The following is a 21,756-nucleotide window of genomic DNA, read 5'->3' as shown; positions in this document are numbered from 1 at the left end:
AATAAGAAAAAGAAATTTGATTTTTGTTTATTGTATATTTAAATGAAATTTTGTGAAAAAAAGAACAATTAAATCATATATTATAAATGGAGGCATTTAAATGATTTGTAGAACAATATTAAATGAAACATCTTATTTTGGCAAAGGAGCAATAAAAGAAATTGCAAATGAAGTAATTAATCGTGGCTTGAAAAAAGTTATGTTAGTTACAGATAAAGATTTACTTAAATTCAAAGTAGCTACAAAAGTATGTGATATTTTAGATGAAGCAAAAATAGATTATGAAATTTATGATAAAATAAAAGCTAATCCTACAATCAAAAATGTTACTGAAGGCGTGGATTTTTGTAAACAATGTGGTGCTGATGTAATTGTTGCTGTAGGTGGCGGTAGTGCTATTGATACAAGTAAAGCAATTGCTATCATTATGAAAAATCCAGAATTTGCTGATGTTAGAAGTCTAGAAGGTGCTTCACCAACTAAACATAAAGCAATGCCAATTATTGCCGTATCCACAACATCTGGTACAGCAGCAGAAGTAACTATCAATTATGTAATTACTGATGAAGAAAAAAATCGTAAATTTGTTTGTGCTGACCCACATGATATTCCAGTAGTGGCAATTATCGATCCAGATATGACTGCATCTATGCCACCAAAACTCTGTGCAGCAACAGGAATGGACGCACTTGTTCATGCTATCGAAGGTTATATCACTAAAGGTGCATGGGAATTAACAGATATGATGCATATAAAAGCTATTGAAATCATAGCTCGTTCTTTAAGAGATTCTGTTAAAGGCGATCCAGAAGGTAGAGCACAAATGGCTTTAGGTCAATATATTGCAGGAATGGGCTTTTCTAATGTTGGCTTAGGTATAGTACATTCTATGGCTCATCCATTGAGTGCAGTATATGACATTCCACATGGTGTTGCTTGTGCTATTTTATTAACACCAGTATTGAAATTTAATGCGCCATCAACAGCAAATAAATATCGTGATATCGCAGTAGCTATGGGCGTAAAAAATACAGAAGATATGAGTATTGAACAGGCTCGTCAGGCTTGTATTGAAGCCGTAGAAAAATTGAGTGTAGATGTAGGAATTCCTCAGAAATTGACTCAATTAGGTGTAAAAGAAGAAGACCTTCAATTTTTATCTGAATCTGCTTTTGTTGATGCTTGTACACCAGGAAATCCAAGAAATGTAAGTGTAGAAGCTATTAAAGAAATTTATAAATCTATCATGTAATAAAATTTAAATTAAAAAAAGATAGTTATAGGACTAAATTTTGTCTTATAACTATCTTTTTATTTTATATTTGATTTTAATTTAGGCTAAATGAAAAAGATTTTTTTGAGAGAAAACTACAAGCGTATCTTTTTCTTCTAGAATAGTATCGCCATCAGGTATGATATCTACGCCGTTTCGTTGAATTAAAACAACAAGTGAATCTTTTTTGATATCAATATCGCGAAGTTTTTTGCCAATGAATTCATTATTAGAATCAATATTTATTTCATTTAAAGTGATATTATCGTTGCCTTGATAAGTTTTAGCGCAAATGATGAGTGTATCTCCATCGCGCAAGAAGGTATCGCCTTTTGGCGTTATTGTGGCTCCTTTTCTCAAGATAGCAGCAATCAATGTACCTGGGATAGAACCGATATCGCGAATTTGTTTATTAATCCATGGATGTGAATTATTTAATTCTAAACAAGTGAAATGGATATTGTTTTCGTCAGTGTAATCATTGAAAGTTTTTAATACATTTTCGTGTTCATCAATCATATTTAGATGTTTTGAAGCAGACGGTAATAAAGCACCTTGGAATAATAAAGATAAAAGCACGACACAGAAAACTATGGAGAAAATTGAGTCATCAGCATAATTTGGTGATACGACAGCGACGATCGCAAAAACGATGGAAGCAGCTCCACGAAGACCTGCCCATGACATGATTAATTGTTGATTTAAAGGAGCTTTAAATGGAGATAATAATATTGCCATGGTTATAGGTCTAGCGATGAATGTAAGGAAAATAGCAATAAATAAAGCAGGAACAAAATAATATGGTAATTTTGAAGGAAATACTAATAAACCTAATAAGAAAAAGATGAGCATTTGCATCATGCCATTAAAAGCATCGAAGAAATTTACGAGATTTTTCTTTTTCGGGATATTTTGATTGCCTAAGATGATACCTGCAATATAAGTGCTTAAATAACCATTGCCATCAACTAACGAAGGAAGGGCATAAGCAGCTAAGGCAATAGCAACTAAAAAGATAGAGTCAAAACCATTTTCGCCGAATTGAACATTTTTTAATATCCAAGAAGCGATAAAGGCTAAGACAACACCCATGATAATTCCATAAGCAAATTGAGCAAAAATTAAATAGGAAATATCAAAAAAGTTTAAGCTGCTGCCAATGCTAGTTAATAAAATTATGGTCAGCATATAAGCACAAGGATCATTACTACCACTTTCAATTTCTAGCATAGGAGCAGTACTGTATTTTAGATTTAATTTTTGTGAACGCAAAATAGAAAAGACAGAAGCGGCGTCAGTAGAACTAAGCACAGCACCGATTAATAATCCTTCAAGTGGTGGTAAACCTAATACTAAATGACAAAAAATACCAGTGAGTGCAGCTGTGATAAATACGCCAAAAGTACTCAGTAAAACAGCTTGTTTAGCTATAGGACGAGCAGTTTTCCATTTGGTACCAAAGCCACCATAAAACATGATGAAAATGAGAGCGGCAGAACAGATTTTTTCGGCAAGAGAATAATCTTCAAAATGAATTTTAAATAAACCATCAGAACCAAAGAGCATACCAAGACCAATGAAAAATACAAGTGTAGGTACGCCAAAACGAGTAGATAATTTACTTCCAATTACGCAAGCAATCAAGATAATTGCACTGATTAAAAGAAATAAAGTCATATGTATAATCTATCCTTTTTATTATATTTATATATGAAAATTATCTCAAATAATCAGGAAGATGTCAAAAAAGGCAATTCATCTTATTGAAAAAATAAAATAAATTGCCTTTGTATATAATATTAAGCTTGTTCGGGAACTAAACCATTTTGATAAGCGAGCATTAAATGGTAGATATCATTTATTTGACATTGGATTTCTTCACCTAAATCAGTATCAGCAGTTGAAGAATGATAATTTTGTAATTCTAAAGTACAAGAAACGGACTCAATGTCTTGGTTGGCTTTTAAAGACTCTTTGATATTAGCACATGATTGATGTTCTAAAAGACGTAAACCACGTGAATTAGAAATTAGCGTATAACCGGCAATTCCTGTTTTTTTATGATAAGCTTTACAAAAACCACCATCGATGATAATTAATTTTCCATTTGCTTTTACAGGACTTTCTCCTTCTTTTACTTTTACAGGAACATGACCATTGATTATATGTCCACGTTTTGTTTTTAAGGAAAATTCTTCAAGTATCATATCGCAGATTTTTTCATCATTGCAATATTTATAATATGCATCAGAAGGTTCAATCCATGTATCCGTATCTTCAATAAACATACGTTCAAATGTTTTAAATTCTCTACCAGAAAATGGTGAATATCTGCCACACCAGAAATAATACATTAAGTCGATATTTTTTTGTTCATATAGACCAAGATATGCTTGACGAATAGTTTTATCAACGAAATCTAAATAATTTTTTCCAGAATAATATTTGTTATTTAGATGAATACGCATAAAGCTACCATCATCATTTAGCGGTATACAACCGTGATAAAGTAAATTGTTATTATATGCTTTATAGACGCTACCTTTTTGGTAAAGAAAATCAATATGTTTGCGCAAGCGTACACTATCTAAAAATGCTGATTTTATATCAGATAAAACTTCAGCTTCTTCTAAAGATAATTCATAAGGATTTTGAGGATTTATTGTAGGGAAGGACGGGCTTTTTATTGGATAAGATATATTATTTATTTTTATATGTTTAGAGGTGTAATCTATTTTATCTAATAAAAGACGACTATCCATTTGAAAATCTGGATTGCGTTTGATGAGTTGTCCTTCTAATTTAAATAAAATTATAGAGATAGTGCGTTGCATAGCAATTAATAGTGTTTTATTAGGATAGAGTTTACTAGCTAATGAAGATAGAGAGCGAAGGCTAATAGCATATCCTTTTTCTAAAACGGCAGTATTATTATAAGATAAACAGTTTCGTACTACTGTCGCTATACAAGCTTCATTACCACACATTGCACCCATCCATAAGATATCATGATTGCCCCATTGAATATCTACAGAATGATGTTGGCGTAGCATATCTATGATAGAGTCAGGTCGTTGTCCTCGGTCATAAATATCACCAACGATATGCAAATGAGCAACAGCTAGTTTTTTGATGAACTTTGTAAAGGCAATGATAAAATCTGTACCACTATTAATATTGATTAAAGTGTTTAAGATAGTATTAAAATATACTTCTTGGAAAGTATCATCATTTGGTCTAGCTGTGAGCAATTCAAGAATGATGGTCTCATATCCTTTAGGCAGTAAATTTTTTAATTCTGATTGAGGATATTTATAAGACATCAATCTTGATAGACGCAATAAATAGATGAGATTTTGAGAATACCATTGAGTAGTGATTAATTTTTGTTTTTTTAAATTGAGTATTTTTTCTTTAGGATAATAAATTAAAGTACAAAATTCAGCTTTTTGTGAGGTGGACATTTCTTCAGAAAATAAATAATCTACTTTTTCTTTGATAACACCAGAGCAATTATTGAGAATATGGAAGAAGGATTCATATTCACCATGTAAATCACTCATAAAATGTTCTGTTGGTCGAGCTAAGTTTAAAATAGCTTTTAAGCGAATTAGCTCAGTTACAACAGATTGACGATTAGGGTATTTTTCTGACAATAAATAAAGATATTTGTATTTTTGTTTATTCTTATCCACAACAATACTCCTTTTTACAAGATGTGATATTAGTATTATATAATATTTTCATTTTTATGAAAATAAAGTTTTTTTAGTATACGTTTACTAAAATAGAGAAATAACAATTGCGGAATAATTGATAAAATCTTATAATAGAATAGTTAATATTTAAATGAATTTGAATAATGTGAGGGATAATAATTGGGAAATGGAGATAAAAAAAATAAAAGCAGTTATGTAAAATATATCTTGATATTAGTAGTTGTTTTTATTTTATCCGGTATGGTAGGAGCTTTTTTTGCTAATGCGTTAGTTGATAATAAACCAGATTATAATGAAGATGATAAAAAAGGTATGTTAGTTGCAAAAGATAAGGCTACTGTAATGATTATGGGGGTAGATGAGCGCGCTGATGATGTGGGGAGAAGCGATACCCTAATGATAGCGACATTAGACTCAGATAAAAATCAAGCAGCATTGTTATCTGTGCCTCGTGATACACGTGTAAAAATAAAAGGTCATGGCTTTGATAAGATTAATGCAGCTTATGCCTATGGTGGTAGAAAATTAACTCAAGAAACCATTGAAAGTTTATTAAATACACATATAGATCATTATATAAAAATTAATGTACATGGTTTTACTAAAATTATTGATGCTTTAGGCGGTATTGATATTGATGTAGAAAAACGCATGTATTATGAAGACCCATGGGATGATGATGGCGGTTTATATATTGACCTTCAGCCAGGTATGCAACATATGGACGGCAAGACTGCGATAACATATGTACGATATCGTGATGAAGAGGGTGATATTGGTCGTATTAAACGTCAACAGAATTTCATGAAAGCAGTAATGGACAAATTAGTATCTCCAACAATTATTCCTAAATTGCCAGCTATTGTATCTGCTGTTTCTGATTCAGTGGAAACTGATATGTCAGTTAGTGAAATATTATCTTTCTTGGGAACACTTCAAGATGCAAAAGATAATGGATTAAAATCAGAAATGTTACCAGGTAAACCAGTGTATATAGAAGGTATCAGTTATTGGGTACCAGATATCAGTAAGACAAGACAGATTTTAGCAAATACATTAGGCATAAAAATCAATCAATCAATTACAACATCTATTCATGAAGATAATATAGAATATGAAGAATCTATTCCTGATAATGCTGTAGAAGTAACAGAAAAAGAACGCATAAAAAGAGAAATTGCACAGGAACGTGAAGAAAGATTGCAACGACTTCGTGAAGAACAAGAAAAATCTACAAAACGATTTAAATCTGAAGTAGATGAAGAACGTCCACGAACAAATAGTAATCGAGAAAAAGTAGAAACTAGAGAAGAAACTCCAGTGGAAGATAATACAACAAAACAAAAAGAACCTGTGCCACAAACACCAACAAGAGATGTCCCAGCTATAGATATGAATACTACAGGTAAATCATAAATAAAAAATACCGCAAATAGGATAAAAACTATTTGCGGTATTTTTAGTTAACGAAATAATAAATTTAAGATTAATGTTAAGATAATACTAATTAAAATAGAACTACCTAAAGGAAAATAAACGCCCCAATTATTACCTTCCCATTTAAAATCAAATGGCAATTTACCTAGAGGTAATAATTTTCCACCAAAATGGATTAATAGACCGATAATAACAAGAGCAATTCCTATATAGATGAGTATTTTTCCCATATCATACATAGCAAAATCCTTTTGTCTTATAAATTATTTATCGTCTTCTTTGATTTCAAAAGCAGCAAGAGCAGCTACTTTATCATTATTATCCATATTCATCATTTTTACGCCTTGAGTATTTCTGCCAATTACAGAAACTTCTTCAATATTTGAGCGAATGACGATACCTTCAGTAGAAATGAGCATGAATTCTTGTTGGCTATCTACAACTTTAATGCCGATTACAAAACCAGTTTTTTCAGTGACTTTGATGTTGATAAGACCAATGCCACCGCGAGTTTGTGTGCGATATTCAGAAGTTGCAGTACGTTTGCCAAAGCCATGTTCAGTAACAGTTAAGACTTCGCAATCATCACGAATATTGTCCATGCCAATTACTGTATCTTCACCTTTTAATTTTATGCCAATGACACCGCGGGCAGTTCTACCCATAGGACGAACATCTTGTTCATTGAAGCAAATAGACATACCATCACGAGTACCGATGATGATTTGGCGATTACCATCAGTGAGTTTTACACCGATTAATTCATCATTTTCTTTTAAAGAAAGTGCGATAAGACCTGTCTTTTTGCGATTAGTATCAAATTCGCTAAGACCTGTCTTTTTAACGATACCATGACGAGTAGCCATAAATAAATATCTATCTTTAGAGAATTCCTTAATAGGAATGATAGCTGTGATAGTTTCTTCTTTTGCTAATGGTAAAAGATTTACAATGGCTGTGCCTTTTGCAGTTCTACCGGATTCAGGAATTTCATATCCTTTTAATTGATATACAAGTCCCTTATTAGTAAAGAATAAGATTGTATTGTGTGTAGATGTGATAATCATATTTTCAACATAATCTTCTTCTTTTGTACCCATGCCAGTAACGCCACGACCACCGCGTTTTTGATTGCGGTACGTAGTTACAGGGATACGTTTGATATAGTTATTATGTGTTAAAGTGATTACTACATCTTCTTCAGCAATTAAGTCTGCGATATCTACATCAGAACTATCATCTGTGATTTGAGTGCGACGAGCATCGCCGAATTTAGCTTTAACAGCAGAAAGTTCTTCTTTAATGATATCTAAGATTTTTTGTTCATCTGCTAAGATATTTTGTAAATCAGAGATATAATCTAAGATTTCAAGATATTCATTTTCGATTTTTTCGCGTTCAAGACCAGTTAAACGTTGTAATCTTAAATCCAAAATAGCTTGAGCTTGTTTTTCAGTAAGAGTATAGTCGCTCATTAAGACTTCTTTAGCGCTATCGCCATTTTTAGAATCACGAATAGTTTTAATGATTGGGTCTAAATGGTCAAGTGCTATAGTTAAGCCTTCTAAGATATGAGCACGAGCTTGAGCTTTTGTGAGTTCATACTGTGTACGACGGCGAATAACATCTTCTTGATGTTTGATATAGTAATGTAAAACTTGTTTTAAGTTGAGAATGCGAGGTCTGCCATCAACTAAAGCAAGCATAATTACACCGAAAGTTTCTTGTAATTGAGTATGTTGATATAATTGATTTAAAATAACTTCTGGATTTGCATCACGGCGTAAATCAATTACAATACTCATACCATTGCGGTCTGATTCGTCATTTAAATCGGTAATACCATCAATTGTTTTATCACGAACAAGTTCAGCAATGCGTTCTACAAGACGAGCTTTATTTACTTGATATGGTAATTCAGTTACAGTGATACGTGGTTTACCATTTGGCAAAGTAGTAATTTCTGTGCAAGCACGCATTTTTACTGCACCACGACCTGTTTTATAAGCAGAAATAATGCCATCACGACCCATGATCATTGCTCCAGTAGGGAAATCTGGACCTTTGATAGTTTGCATTAATTCTTCAACAATAATTTCAGGGTTATCAATCATCTGTAAAACGCCATCAATTACTTCGTTTAAATTGTGTGGTGGTATATTAGTTGCCATACCAACGGCAATACCAGAAGAACCATTTACTAAAAGATTTGGTATTTTAGATGGTAATACAGATGGTTCTTGTAGGGATTCATCATAGTTTGGTGTAAAATCCACTGTTTTTTTATCGATGTCTTGGAGCATTAATTCTGCAATTTTTGACATACGAACTTCTGTATAACGCATAGCAGCAGCAGAGTCGCCATCAATAGAACCAAAGTTTCCATGACCATCAGCTAATACATAACGGCAAGAGAAATCTTGAGCCATACGAACAATAGCATCATAAACGGAAGTATCACCATGTGGATGATATTTACCTAGTACTTCCCCGACGATACGAGCAGATTTTTTATATGGTTTATTAGAGCCCATACCAGCTTCTTGCATAGCATACAAAATACGGCGATGAACTGGTTTTAAACCATCACGTACATCAGGTAACGCACGCATAACAATTACACTCATAGCATAATCAATATATGAGTTTTTCATTTCATCTTCAAGATTTACAGGGAGAATTTTTCCTGTATTTATAGTTTCTGTCACATTCTCACCTCAATTTTAATCTACGGTCAAAATATGACCGAAATAACAAATTACGACAATCATCTTAACTAATATATTTTATCATTTTTAGCGAAAAAAGTCTATGATATAAGGCTTTAGGGCTATATTAGATAAAAAAATCAGTTGTTAAATAATGAATGTTAGAAAACAACTGATAAAAATTTTTATAAATTTTTTAATGCTTCTTTATAACGAGAAGAAACTCTACGGGAGTCTCTTATTTTTTGACAAGTCATTTTAAAAACATCTTTAGATAATGACTGTGTTTGCAAAAATTTTAAGCCTTTGTCTGGATAATACGAAAAATATTTACTAAAAGCCCATGCTTTAGCCATATTTACACTATAGGAAATATCTTTTGTGTTATAGACTAATTGAAGTGTATTGTCAGCAAAATCTTCTGTTAAGTAATAGTCTAATAACATCACGATGGCAAAACGCAATTCATATTCGTTAGGGCTGTTTAAATAATTTTTTATAAAAGATAGATATAAATCTTTATCTTTAGTTTTTAATTGGAAACTGGCGCAAAAACTATCGCAAATAGACCAATTATTTATCTTAGGTAAGAAATTTTGAATTAATTTTTGTTTTGCATTTACATCAATAGGAGCATAAGCAATGACAAAGCCTTCAAGCATGATTTGCTCAAAATATTCATTGGTATTTTGCTTTAAAAATTCTTGCCAATTATTTTTTACTAGGTTTTTAGCAATTTTTCGCAATTGTGGTAAACGTATACCGATAATTTTTATATTTTCTCTATCAATATTTTTAGGCAATAATTTTTGTACAAATTGAGCATAATTTTTATCTTGATAGGAGAATAATATTTGTAAAATATCGTTATTTTTTTGCATAAAAAACTAACCTTCAATTACATGAGTATATAAAAATCCTTCACGCATACCAGCGTCTTTATAAGTTATTGCTGTAGCATGGATTAATTTAGCGATTTCATTAGCTATGACCATGCCAGGAATGATAGTATGCAAACGGTCAGGTACGGTTTTTAATAAAGTTGTGATATCTTTATCTGTTAATTTATGCCCACGAGTGAAATGAGAAATCATTTCAGGAATTTTGTCAGCAGGTATAGTTTCATTTGCATCATCTTGAGCGTACATTTCGTTATATAAAGCTCTAGCTCCTTTACATGTACCGCCAATGCCACAGATTTCAGCATGGGAAATATCTTTAAATTCAGGTGCTGTATCAATAATAGCATGAACTTCTTTTATCATTTGTGCGATTTCTTCTTCGCTAGGTAAAAAGTCAGTCGCATATTTTGTATGGAGAGCTAAAGAGCCGATAGGCAAGCTAGTCTTTTGGATAATTTTATTGTCAGCAAAACGAATGAGTTCTGTACTAGCACCACCAATATCAATGATAAAACCATCATGATAATCAAGTTCATGTGTAGCAGCGATAAAATCATAAGTTGCTTCTTCATCACCAGAGATGATATGCAAATCAATACCAGTGCGAGCAATGATTTCAGCGACAGCTTCTTTACTATTTTGAGCATTGCGGAGTGCAGCAGTAGTAAAAGCACTTACATTTTCAATATTAAAAGAAGTCAAGAAGGATTTAAAGCTGTTTAAAATTTCACAAGCTTTATCAATACCAGCTTGTTCCATGACATTATCCTTAACATAACTTGCTAAACCTACAGTATATTTGCGTTTATGAATAAGATTTAACTTATTATCCAAGATTTCATAAATAGCCATACGAATAGTAGTAGAACCAATGTCAATAACTGCATATAACATAAAAATATACCCTCCCAATTATAATATGTTCATTTCTTTGATGACAAAGAAACGAACCAAAGAAATCACCGCAGATAAATTTTTAGCTTTGAAAATAATTTTCGCTTCATGCAACGCTTAGAAACTCGCTTCGCTCAAACATTCAGACTAAAACCGTATTCAGCGACAATTATTTTCAATAACCTAAAGGTTACCACTAAAAATTTATAATGCGGAAAATAATATTACGTGTTATTAATATAATACCAAACTTTCCCGCATTAGCAGACTTTTACGGTAGCTGAAAGCTATTGACAAAGGTAAAACTATGGATACGGTTTTAGTCCTACTGTTTGAGCGAAGCGAGTTTAGAGCCTTGTAGACATAGTTTTATCTTTGTCAAAGTAAAATCAATATTGCGGGTAGGTTTTCTTTTTGGTTCATTTTTCTTTTACATAAAAGAAAAACGAACATTGTATTATTTGAATAAATCAATTACTTGTTTTCCGATTAATACGATGGACATGATGATAAATAAGGTTTTTACGTATGTAGCACCTTTGGCAATGGCCATGCGAGCTCCGCAGAAGGCTCCAACCATCATGGCAAGTCCCATAGGAATGGCGTAGGCGAAATCGACAATGCCAGAGCTAATGAAAAATAATGCACCAGCGATATTACTAGCAAAGTTTAAGCCACGAGCATTAGCAGCAGCACCTATAAAATCGAAACCTATCCAAAGAAATGCAAATAATAAAAATGTGCCAGTACCAGGGCCGAAAAATCCATCATAAAAGCCAAAAATAAATGCAGCAATAGCGCTTAGTATCCACATTTTTTGACTCATACCATTAAATGTAGCGACTTGACCAAATTCTTTTTTTGTCAAAGTATAGATAGTTACAGCTACAAGTAAAATGATAATCAAGGGACGAAGAAAGTCAGAAGGAATTAATTTTAAAATACTAGCACCACAGATTGAGCCAATGAAAGAAAGTGGTAGTAAATATTTTATAGTAGAAAAATCTACTCTACCAGAGCGAACAAAAGAGGCAAAACCAATTGTAGCACCCATAGAAGCAGATACTTTATTCGTAGCTATAGCTGTAACGGGAGGCATGCCAGTAAATAAAAGTGCAGGTAAAGAAATAAGACCACCACCGCCAACTACAGTATCGATAAAAGCTGCGATAAATCCAGTAACAATTAGAAATAAACACATATAGATATTAATATCTTCCATCAAAACATCCTTTCTAAAAATAAATTTAATTTGAGTTAATTAATAATATATTTTATCATAAATTTTTAGGGATAAAAGATATATAGTAAGTTATTTTTGATAATGATAGATATGTTGATAAAAAAAGTCAGTTTTAGTAAAAGCTAAAACTGACTTTTATTTTAATCTTTGTTACTAGAAGTATTGATACCAGCACCAGTTATTGGAATAATAACACGGTAGTTATCTGGTTTTCCTTTTTTGAAATATTTTAAAGCACCAGCAACGGAAGCAGCAGCAGTTGGTTCAATATAGATACCTTTTCTACCTACTTGATGTTGAGCTTCGATAATTTCTTCATCATCTACAGTGAGGACTTCACCATTGCTACGAGTAATTGCCATGAGCATTTCTTTTAAACGCATTGGTTTTTCTACACGTATGGAATCAGCTATAGTATAACCAACTTTGGAACCTTTACGTTTTTTCTTGAATGAATTATATAAAGGACAGCAATTTTCGCTTTGAACAGCGATGAATTTTGGTAAACGACCAATTTCTTCGAATCCATAATAAAGACCGAGAAGCATTGTACCATTACCAACAGGAAGGAAAATATATTCAGGTACATGGTCATTTAATTGATGGTAAATTTCATAAGCTAGAGATTTTATTCCTTCAAAGAATAAAGGATTATAGACATGAGAAGCATAATATGTTTTAGATTTTGTAGCTTCTTTTTGAGCTGTTTTGGCTGCAGTATCACGATTACCAATAACAAGGCGAATTTGAGCACCAAAAGTTTCAATTTGTTTTAATTTGCCTTCAGCTATATTTTCAGGTACATAAGCAGTACATTTCATGTTTGCCGCAGCTGCGTAAGCTGCTATAGCAGAAGCTGCATTTCCTGAAGAATCTTCAATTATGTGTTTTATGCCTAGATTTTTTAGTATGCTAATCATTGTCTTGGCACCACGGGCTTTGAAAGAACCTGTTGGATTTAAGTTTTCCATTTTAAAGAAAAACTCTTGTTTACCAAATTTTATAGGTATAAGCGGTGTTTCAATTTCTCCAATAGAAACTTCTGGTGTTATAGGAACAGTGTTATTTTTATATAATCTAAATAAACCACCACAAGAACAATGGTAAGAAATTGAATTTAATGGATATTCTTTTTTACATTTTTCACAATAAAAATGCATACTAATCATCTCCTAGAAATATTTTTGTAACATAAAATGGGAAATTATTCCTTTGTAGATTTAAGGAAATATTAAAAAATATATTAATATTTAATAAATTAACGAGCGTTATATGTAGGTCATAATTAGACTATTAAGTATATAAATATATATTCTATAGAATAAAATATTTTTCCTTTTAAAATTTTAAATAATGATGAATTTATTAAAAAAGATATAGAAAAAATACAAAAACTTTTGTATGATTATAGTTAAGCATGAAAAAAAGCCTTAATTTATAAGGTTTTTTCAGCTATAAAAACTTTTTTAAAATTTTTTATAAAAAAATTAAAAAAAGGTGTTGACATTTCCTCATAAAGGTCATATAATAATACATGTTCTCACGGGGAACAAGTGAGAAACGGGGCATGGCTCAGTTTGGTAGAGCACCTGGCTTGGGACCAGGGGGTCGCAGGTTCGAATCCTGCTGCTCCGACCATTAGAAATTATAGGAAGCGAAAGCTTCCTTTTTTGTTTATTAGCGAAGGCATAAGCTTTCGCTTTTTTTATAAATAAATTTAATTTCGAGGTATACATAATGTCAACTGAAGTAGTAGTTAAGAAATCTTATTTGCAAGTTATTTTATTAGCAATGGGTCATTTTTTTAATGATTTTTATTGTAATTTTTTACCTATCTTATTGCCGATTTTAATACCCAAATTGGGCTTATCACTTACCTTAAGTGGCGCGTTAGTTATGGTTATGTCTTTATCTGCAAATGTGTTACAGCCTGTTTTTGGTTATTTTATGGATAAATATAATTTTAATAAGATTATGCCACTGATTATTCCTTTTGGAGCTGTATTTATCTGTCTTACTAATTGGGCAAGTAATTTTATTGTATTAGCTGCTTTGATTGGATTTAGTGGATTGGCTGTTTCTACATTTCATCCTATGGGTGCTGGTCTAGTCAGCAAAGTGGCACCTGATGGAAAAATATCAACATGTATCTCAATATTTGTAGCTGGTGGCAGTTTTGGTTTTGCATTGGCTCCTATTTTATTAGTTTATTTTATGCAGATGTATAGTTTGGATTATTTACCTATATTGATTATACCTGCAATTATTTTAGGTGTATTGATGTATAGTTCAGGATTATCTAAAGCGCGTTTTGTCAATGAACAAGTAGCTAAGAATATGCATTTTAATTTAGCTCAAATTTTGCAAAATAAACCGTTAATGTTGCTTAATATATCCATGGGACTTAGAGCATGGTTATTTACAGCTCTAGTTACATTTTTACCTTTATGGGCAATAGAAAAAGGTTGTGATAATACTTTAAGTGGTTGGATTTTGACAATATATTTATGTGGTTCTGTAATCGGTGGTTTAATCGGTGGAGCGTTAAATGATAAAATCGGCTATAAAAAAGTAATTTTGTGGGCTTTGATATTTACATTAATCCCTACAATGTATTTCTTGTTTGCACAACAAATAGATATATTGATGTATATTGCTTTATTTGTTGGTGGTGGCTTGGTCATGGCAGCAAATCCAGGAGCTATAGTTTGGGGTCAGGATTTATTGCCAGATAATCCAGGTATGGCTTCCGGTATGATGCTCGGTTTATCTTTTGGTCTTGGTGGTTTTGGCACAATGCTTACAGGCTCACTTGCTGAAAGTTATGGACTTACTATGGCATTAGCATTGACTGCTATATTAGTAGTTATAAGTATTGTATTAGTTTATTTAACTCCAGAAAAAAGAAGACAATAAATTTATTATGTTGAAATATAAAAAAGGCAAGTAATTTGATTTACTTGCCTTTTGCTTTTATTATATTGTAATCATAATGTAGTTAAGATAAATTCACCTGTGCCGTTTAAGATATATTCACCCATATCAGCAGGAATAAATACACTTTCGCCTTTGGTGATAGTGAAGCTATCACTACCATAAGTCAATGCTATTTGTCCATCTAAAACTAAGATAGAATGGAAGCTATCCTTTTTAGCATTTAATGAGCAATTGCCGTGTAAATCAAAATGACTTACATTGAATAATTTACATTGTGCGAGAATTGTTAAATCATAATCTGCAAAAGCTGTAAGTTTGGCGATAGGTTCAGGTTTTCTAGTTGGTGGTTCAAGTTTAGTTACAGCGAGAGCTTTTTCAATATGAAGTTCACGAAGTTTACCGTCTTTTCCCACACGACCATAATCGTATACTCGATAAGTGGAATTGGAACTTTGTTGAATTTCTGCAATCAATGCTCCTGCACCAATAGCATGGAGTGTACCTGCTTCGATGAAAAATACATCACCTTTTTTTATTGGTACTTGGTTGCAAACTTCAAGAAGAGTATTATCTTTGATGCGACGTTCAAATTCCTGGTGAGAAATTTTATGAGTAAATCCATAGATTAAAGTAGCATCTGGAGTTGCATCCATTACATACCACATTTCAGTTTTACCAGATTCGCCTTCGTGTAAAAGTGCATATTTATCATCTGGGTGAACTTGTACAGATAAACTTTGTTTAGCATCAATAAATTTAATTAAAATAGGGAAATCTTTATCTTTAGGAGCTTTTGTACCAATTACTTGTTTGCCTACTGTTTCAATATATTGGGCTAAAGTTTTACCAGAAAATTCGCCATTACTGATAATGCTTTGTCCATCATGATGGCAAGATAATTCCCAGCTTTCAGCTACAGGATCAATATCAGTTTGTTTATTAAATTCATCGCGTAATCTTGTACCGCCCCATAGATAATCTTTAAAAGCTGCATTTAGTTTTAATGGGTAAAGCATTATATCAAATCCTTTCAATTCGCTTAAATAAAATACTAATTTTATCTTATCATTAATTTAATTTTTGTCTAGTAAATTCATGCTAATTTTTATATTATTTAGAAATTATAAACAATATGTTTTACTTTACATATATTTTTCCGTGTGTTAGGATATAAATAATATTTTTTGTCAAATCTGCACATCTAAATGAGATGTTGCAGATTTTTTGCTATGAAAAACTTTTTGAATGATAATTAATAGCATTTATATTTTTAGGGGATGGGTGATTTTTATGACAGATGCAAATACTTTAAAACGTAATACAGCATGGCTGTCTATTATGTCGAATACTTTATTAGTTATTTTAAAACTAGCTGTTGGTTTATATGTAGGCGCAGTAAGTTTAGTCTCAGAAGCACTTCATTCAGGTGTGGATTTAATAGCTGCTTTTATTGCTTTTTGGGCTGTGCGCAAAGCTGTAGTACCCCCAGATAAAGAACATGATTATGGTCATGGTAAATTTGAAAATTTATCTTCAGCAGTAGAAGCGTTATTGATTGTAGCCACTGCTATCTTTATTATTTATGAAGCAATACACAAATTTAATACACCATTAGACCCAGAATTTTTACAATATGGTATTTATATCATGTTTATTTCTATTGTAGTAAATATAATTGTTTCTCGTCGCTTGATTGCTGTAGCTAAAAAAACTGATTCTCAAGCATTAGAAGCCGATGGATTGCATCTTCAAGCAGATGTTTGGACTTCTGTAGGTGTTTTATTAGGTCTTGTAGGTATGAAAGTCTTTGGCTTTTTATGGTTAGACCCTGTTATTGCAATTATAGTGGCTTTGATTATATTCCGTGCTGGTTATAAAATGGTAGTAGATAGTGCAAGAGAATTGACTGATAGCAGTTTATCTCAAAAAGATGAAGCTATTATTGGAGAAATAATTTTATCACATAAAGGTTTAAAAGGTTATCATCATTTACGCACTAGAAAATCTGGTTCTGATAGACTTTTAGATGTGCATGTTACTTTTGATAAAGACATGCATTTAGAAGAAGTTCATAATATTTGTGATGATATTGAATGTAAGATAAGAAATAGATTTGGCGGATTTGATATCACTATTCACCCAGAACCAGTAGATGAAAATGGTTCAGTCATAAAAAAAACTACGTTGAAGCAGTGAGGTAAAGATGGTGGAAAAAGTTCAATATAAAGTAAATGATGTAGTGCGTATGAAAAAAAAGCATCCATGTGGTAGTGATACATGGACAATACTTAGAGTGGGTATGGACTTTGGTCTAAAATGTAATGGTTGTGGTCACTTTGTAATGATGCCTCGTGTAAAATTTGAAAAAATGGCTAAGGCTATAGTGACTGAAGAATAATAAATCTAGGTATTGTATTTTGATTTTGACAATGATATAATTTTTGTGGTTCTAATCATATCATGAATAAGTGGAGAGGTGTCCGAGTGGTCGAAGGTGATTGACTCGAAATCAATTGTACCGAGAGGTACCGTGGGTTCGAATCCCACCCTCTCTGCCATATGTGCATAATAGACCTGCTCATAAGAGCAGGTCTTTTTTGTTTTTATCTGAGAATAAAGATTGAAGGTGGGTAAAAAGATGGTAGAATGTTCAATTTGTCATAAACATATTGATGAAAAAGTAGCTTTAGTCAATACTGATAAAGATGGCAATAAACGTGTTATTTGCCAAGAGTGTTTTAAGCAAGAAGCAGGCGTAGATTATGAAACTTTTGCTTACCGTAAAGAAAATGCTAAACAAATTTCAATCGCAGTTATTATTTGTTTAGTGATGACCATTTATGCTTTTGTTGAAAAAGGACCATTGTATGGAGCTTTAGGACTTGTTTTAACTGTACTTATATATTTCTTTTCTGGAAAGATAAAATAATAAAAAATATAAGTAACATAATTATGAGGTGATATTATGGCTTATCGTGAATATGTAGAAAAGGGTTATATGCCTTCTCGAGAAATGATGAAAAAATTTCTCATAGAGCAGATTGACTTTAAACGAAATTTTGAAGTTGTAGATTTATATAATGCTGTAGATAAAGTCAGTGCTGAAGATGTGAAGGCAAAAGTCATTTTACCTAAATTGCCAGTAAGTAAAATGGATGGCATCGGTGTTTGTTTTGCAGATTTTAAAAATGGCATACCAGATACTGAGAATTGGCAAGAAGGCAAGGAATATATTTTTGCCAATACTGGCTGTGTAGTGCCAGAGCCATATGATACGGTTATTTTAATAGAAGATGTTCGTTTTATAGATGGTAAATTAAAAATTTTAGCTAAACCTGAAACAAAGGGACAATTAATCGACCCACCAGGAAGTCTTATCGGTAAAGATGAAGTTTTAGTAAATAAATATGAAAAAATCACAGCACCTCAAGTCGGTTTATTAGCATCAGGCGGTATTAAAGAAGTAAAAGTTATAGCAAGACCAAAGATTGCATTTATTCCTACTGGTGATGAATTAGTTTCATGGCAAAGTGAAGATTATCCAGTAGATAAAAATATAGAGTCAAATAGCATGATGTTATCTGCTTTTTGTAAACAATATCAAGCAGATTTAACTATATTTCCGATAATCCCTGATGATAAAGAAAAAATAAAAGAAGCTCTTACAAAAGCAAGTGAAATAGCAGATATTATCTTAATAAATGCAGGTTCTTCTAAAGGAACAAAGGATTTTACGCTTGATTTATTAGAAACAGAAGGTGAAGTTTTAGTTTATGAATTAGGTTGTAGACCAGGTAAACATTCTAGCTTCTCTAAATTTAACCAAAAACCAGTATTAGGTATTGCAGGCCCTCCAAATGGTGCAGAATTAGCTATGCGTTTTTATTTAAAAGCTATTATGCAAGCTTATTATCACCAAAAATTAAGCAGTTTGGAAACAGTAAATGTAACTGTGGATTTTGATTTTACAGCACCGAAAAATGCAGATTTTTGCTTGCAAGTTCATATTTTTAAACAAGATGATAAATATCATGCGCAAATAATTAATCCTAAAGGAGTAACAAGAGCTACTTTATTACAAAAATATAACGGTTTTATCTATCAATTAAAGGGTACAAGTTTAAATGTAGGCGATGAAGTAACTGCTGAATTGATAGTTGAACGCAAAGAGATAGAAAATCAAAATTAAGCTTATGTAAAATAGAAATGATGAGGATTTTGAATGCAAGATTGTTTTAAGCGTAATATAGATTACTTGCGTGTATCACTTACAAGTAATTGCAATTTACGTTGCCAGTATTGTATGCCAGAGCAAAAAATAAAGCAGACAGAAGAAATGCTTTCGCAAAAAGATTTAATACATTTAGTGGAATTAATCAGTTCAACGGGTATAAAAAAAATAAGGCTCACTGGCGGAGAGCCATTATTATATCCGAATATTGAAGATTTAATAATAAGATTTAAAGCAATACAAGGTATAGAAAAAATAGTATTGACTACAAATGGCATATTATTATCTAATAAAGTAGATGTTTTGAAAAAAGCTGGTATAAGTGGTATAAATTTAAGTTTAGATTGTATTGATAAAGATTTATTTAGAGAAATTACACGTGGTGGAGATATAGATAAAGTTATATTAGGAATAAAATTAGCTCAAAAAGAAAATATTCCTTTAAAAATCAACAGTGTAATTATGCAGGGTATAAATGAAAAAGAAATTATACCTTTGATAGAATTTGCCAATTGTAATAAAATAGATTTGCGTTTTATCGAGTTAATGCCGATGAATGTGGCAAAGAATTTTAAAGCGGTAAAAGAAGATGATTTAAAAGCTATAATTAGCAAAAAATATGGAGCTTTAAAACAAATAGATGTATTTGAAGGTCCAGCACATTATTATCAAGTAGAAAATTTATCAATAAAAATAGGATTTATTTCTGCATTATCACATAAATTTTGTGCTAATTGCAATCGTTTACGATTGACATCAACAGGCATGTTAAAACCTTGTCTACATTATAATAGTGGTGTTAATTTAAATGATTTATTGAAAAAGAATGTAACAGATGAAGAAATTTTAGCGATAATAAAAGATACTATTTATCATAAACCTAAAAATCATCACTTAGAAAATGAAGCTTTTTCACAAAAAGAAGATAAATCTATGTCTTTAATTGGTGGATAAGTGATATAATAAATATCACTATATTATATATTTTAATTGAATACAGGAGGTATTTTTAATGAACAAATCTGTACATCCAGTTGATGAAAGATTGCCATTAGGTCAAACGTTTCTCTATGGTCTTCAGCATGTATTAGCAATGTATGCTGGTGCGGTAGCGGTACCACTTATCGTGGCGAATGCTATCGGTCTTAGTACAGAGGATTTAATTTATTTGATTAATGCAGACTTATTTACTGCTGGTATTGCGACTTTAATTCAGACTTTGGGTCCATGTAAAATGGGAAGTAAATTACCAATTGTGCAAGGTGTAACATTTGCAGCTGTTTCGCCGATGATAATGATTGGTCAAGCTGATGGGTTAACAGCGATTTATGGTGCTGTTATAGCCAGCGGGTTGTTCATGTTTTTAATGTCTCCATTTTTTAGCAGATTGGTTGGCTTTTTCCCTCCAGTAGTAACTGGTAGTGTTATTACAATTATTGGTTTGTCTTTATTGCCAGTAGCAGTAAGATGGGCTGGTGGCGGTAATCCAGCTGCTGCAGATTTTGGAAGTATTCCAACTTTATTGTTATCTGCTTTTGTTTTATTATTAGTAATTATATTCTATCGTTGGTTTTCTGGTGTATGGAGAAATATTTCCGTATTGTTAGCATTGGTAATAGGTACAGTAGTAGCTTCTTTCTATGGTTATACAGATTTTAGCCATATCGGTAAAGCTGATTGGCTAGGTCTTGTTACTCCTCTTCATTTTGGTGTACCAACTTTTGATATTCCAGCAATTATTGTAATGATTTTAGTTATCTTAGTTGTTATGACAGAAACTACTGGTGATATTATCGCTGTAGGTGCTATCGTAGGTAGACCAGCAGACCAAAAAACAATTACAAGAGGTCTTCGTGCTGATGGTTTCTCCACTTTACTTGGTGGTATCTTAAATACTTTCCCTTATACAGCATTTGCTCAAAATATCGGTCTTATTACACTCACAAATGTAAAAAGCCGTTTTGTTGTAGCTGGTTCTGGTGTAATTTTAATGTTATTAGGTTTATTCCCTAAAATGGCAGCTTTAGTTGCATGTATTCCAGCTCCTGTACTTGGTGGTGCTGGTATCGCTATGTTTGGTATGGTAGCAGCAAATGGTATTCGTGTATTAGCGAAAGTTGAATATGAAGGCGAAGGCAATTATAATGTCTTAATCGTAGGTATCAGCCTTGCAATGGGTCTTTTATCCATGGCTGTTCCTGAAATCTTCAAACATTTAACTGGCATTTGGAGCATTATCTTCCATAGTGGTATTACAATTGGAAGTTTAACAGCAATTATTTTAAATGCTATTTTAAATAGAAATATTAAATTAAAAAAATAATAAATAATAAAAGAAACTCCTTTAGTTTTTAGCTAAAGGAGTTTTTTATTGTTAGGAAATATGTGGTAAACTTTTATTAAATCATTTGA

18 protein-coding genes and 2 tRNA genes are annotated in these 21,756 nt (G+C 31.9%); 11 read left to right on the top strand and 9 right to left on the bottom strand.

All coding sequences use genetic code 11. The features are described 5' to 3' along the window. Positions 1-100 precede the first annotated feature (100 nt). Positions 101-1,252, top strand: a complete 1,152-nt coding sequence (fucO, locus tag BMX03_RS07610) for a lactaldehyde reductase (RefSeq protein WP_015563060.1) — start codon at positions 101-103, stop codon at positions 1,250-1,252. Between the two features lie 81 nt (positions 1,253-1,333). Here the strand turns inward: fucO and BMX03_RS07605 are convergent, their stop codons facing one another. Both BMX03_RS07605 and BMX03_RS07600 read right to left on the bottom strand, forming a co-directional pair. After that, positions 1,334-2,950 (bottom strand): potassium/proton antiporter, encoded by a 1,617-nt coding sequence (locus tag BMX03_RS07605; protein WP_022228708.1) that lies wholly within the window; start codon positions 2,948-2,950, stop codon positions 1,334-1,336. 122 nt (positions 2,951-3,072) lie between these two features. Beyond that, positions 3,073-4,968, bottom strand: coding sequence for a fructose-bisphosphatase class III (locus BMX03_RS07600; protein ID WP_022228707.1), 1,896 nt, complete (start codon positions 4,966-4,968; stop codon positions 3,073-3,075). 183 nt (positions 4,969-5,151) lie between these two features. Here BMX03_RS07600 and BMX03_RS07595 point away from each other — a divergent pair, with 183 nt between their 5' ends. Then, positions 5,152-6,408 carry an LCP family glycopolymer transferase gene (locus BMX03_RS07595; RefSeq protein ID WP_022228706.1) on the top strand — a complete coding sequence of 419 codons (1,257 nt, stop codon included), beginning with the start codon at positions 5,152-5,154 and terminating at the stop codon, positions 6,406-6,408. Between the two features lie 47 nt (positions 6,409-6,455). On the opposite strand, the gene BMX03_RS07590 is transcribed toward BMX03_RS07595, so the two are convergent. From BMX03_RS07590 to BMX03_RS07565, 6 genes are all read right to left on the bottom strand, one after another. After that, positions 6,456-6,668, bottom strand: coding sequence for a DUF2905 domain-containing protein (locus tag BMX03_RS07590; RefSeq protein WP_008539068.1), 213 nt, complete (start codon positions 6,666-6,668; stop codon positions 6,456-6,458). A gap of 24 nt (positions 6,669-6,692) precedes the next feature. Then, entirely contained in the window at positions 6,693-9,137 is a 2,445-nt protein-coding gene (gene gyrA, locus BMX03_RS07585; RefSeq protein WP_091694680.1) for a DNA gyrase subunit A, read from the bottom strand. Between the two features lie 185 nt (positions 9,138-9,322). Further along, on the bottom strand, positions 9,323-10,018 hold the full coding sequence (locus BMX03_RS07580) for a DNA alkylation repair protein (RefSeq protein ID WP_075555090.1): 696 nt from the start codon (positions 10,016-10,018) through the stop codon (positions 9,323-9,325). Positions 10,019-10,024: 6 nt separating this feature from the next. Beyond that, complete coding sequence (locus BMX03_RS07575) at positions 10,025-10,933, bottom strand: Ppx/GppA phosphatase family protein (RefSeq protein WP_018998626.1); 909 nt, start codon at positions 10,931-10,933, stop codon at positions 10,025-10,027. Between the two features lie 457 nt (positions 10,934-11,390). Beyond that, positions 11,391-12,155, bottom strand: a complete 765-nt coding sequence (locus tag BMX03_RS07570) for a TSUP family transporter (protein ID WP_008539065.1) — start codon at positions 12,153-12,155, stop codon at positions 11,391-11,393. Positions 12,156-12,316: 161 nt separating this feature from the next. Beyond that, a complete protein-coding gene (locus tag BMX03_RS07565) occupies positions 12,317-13,336 on the bottom strand; it encodes a pyridoxal-phosphate dependent enzyme (RefSeq protein ID WP_075555091.1) in 1,020 nt (339 codons plus the stop codon). Between the two features lie 401 nt (positions 13,337-13,737). Here BMX03_RS07565 and BMX03_RS07560 point away from each other — a divergent pair. Continuing rightward, a tRNA-Pro gene (locus BMX03_RS07560) sits at positions 13,738-13,814 on the top strand. A 99-nt stretch (positions 13,815-13,913) separates the two neighbouring features. Continuing rightward, on the top strand, positions 13,914-15,092 hold the full coding sequence (locus tag BMX03_RS07555) for an MFS transporter (RefSeq protein WP_091694678.1): 1,179 nt from the start codon (positions 13,914-13,916) through the stop codon (positions 15,090-15,092). A gap of 71 nt (positions 15,093-15,163) precedes the next feature. On the opposite strand, the gene BMX03_RS07550 is transcribed toward BMX03_RS07555, so the two are convergent. Then, on the bottom strand, positions 15,164-16,129 hold the full coding sequence (locus BMX03_RS07550; RefSeq protein ID WP_091694675.1) for a type I phosphomannose isomerase catalytic subunit: 966 nt from the start codon (positions 16,127-16,129) through the stop codon (positions 15,164-15,166). A 274-nt stretch (positions 16,130-16,403) separates the two neighbouring features. Here BMX03_RS07550 and BMX03_RS07545 point away from each other — a divergent pair, with 274 nt between their 5' ends. From BMX03_RS07545 to BMX03_RS07515, 7 genes are all read left to right on the top strand, one after another. Then, positions 16,404-17,309: a cation diffusion facilitator family transporter gene (locus tag BMX03_RS07545; protein WP_091694673.1), complete on the top strand. Its 906-nt coding sequence runs from the start codon at positions 16,404-16,406 to the stop codon at positions 17,307-17,309. A 7-nt stretch (positions 17,310-17,316) separates the two neighbouring features. Continuing rightward, complete coding sequence (locus BMX03_RS07540; protein WP_008539055.1) at positions 17,317-17,511, top strand: DUF951 domain-containing protein; 195 nt, start codon at positions 17,317-17,319, stop codon at positions 17,509-17,511. Positions 17,512-17,583: 72 nt separating this feature from the next. After that, positions 17,584-17,671: transfer RNA gene (locus BMX03_RS07535), tRNA-Ser, on the top strand. An 80-nt stretch (positions 17,672-17,751) separates the two neighbouring features. After that, positions 17,752-18,042, top strand: coding sequence for a hypothetical protein (locus BMX03_RS07530; RefSeq protein ID WP_008539053.1), 291 nt, complete (start codon positions 17,752-17,754; stop codon positions 18,040-18,042). 36 nt (positions 18,043-18,078) lie between these two features. Further along, complete coding sequence (locus tag BMX03_RS07525; protein ID WP_022228699.1) at positions 18,079-19,302, top strand: molybdopterin molybdotransferase MoeA; 1,224 nt, start codon at positions 18,079-18,081, stop codon at positions 19,300-19,302. Between the two features lie 33 nt (positions 19,303-19,335). Next, positions 19,336-20,298 carry a GTP 3',8-cyclase MoaA gene (gene moaA, locus BMX03_RS07520; protein ID WP_018998620.1) on the top strand — a complete coding sequence of 321 codons (963 nt, stop codon included), beginning with the start codon at positions 19,336-19,338 and terminating at the stop codon, positions 20,296-20,298. A gap of 58 nt (positions 20,299-20,356) precedes the next feature. Then, the gene (locus BMX03_RS07515) at positions 20,357-21,667 is read left to right on the top strand and encodes a nucleobase:cation symporter-2 family protein (protein WP_022228697.1); all 1,311 of its coding nucleotides are present in this window, start codon (positions 20,357-20,359) and stop codon (positions 21,665-21,667) included. Positions 21,668-21,756 lie beyond the last annotated feature (89 nt).

Origin of the sequence: Megamonas sp. Calf98-2 (genome assembly GCF_900110235.1) — a bacterium.
Classification (GTDB): domain Bacteria; phylum Bacillota; class Negativicutes; order Selenomonadales; family Selenomonadaceae; genus Megamonas; species Megamonas funiformis.
Note: the sequence above shows the minus strand (reverse complement) of the source record. Positions and strands in the feature narration are given on the sequence as shown.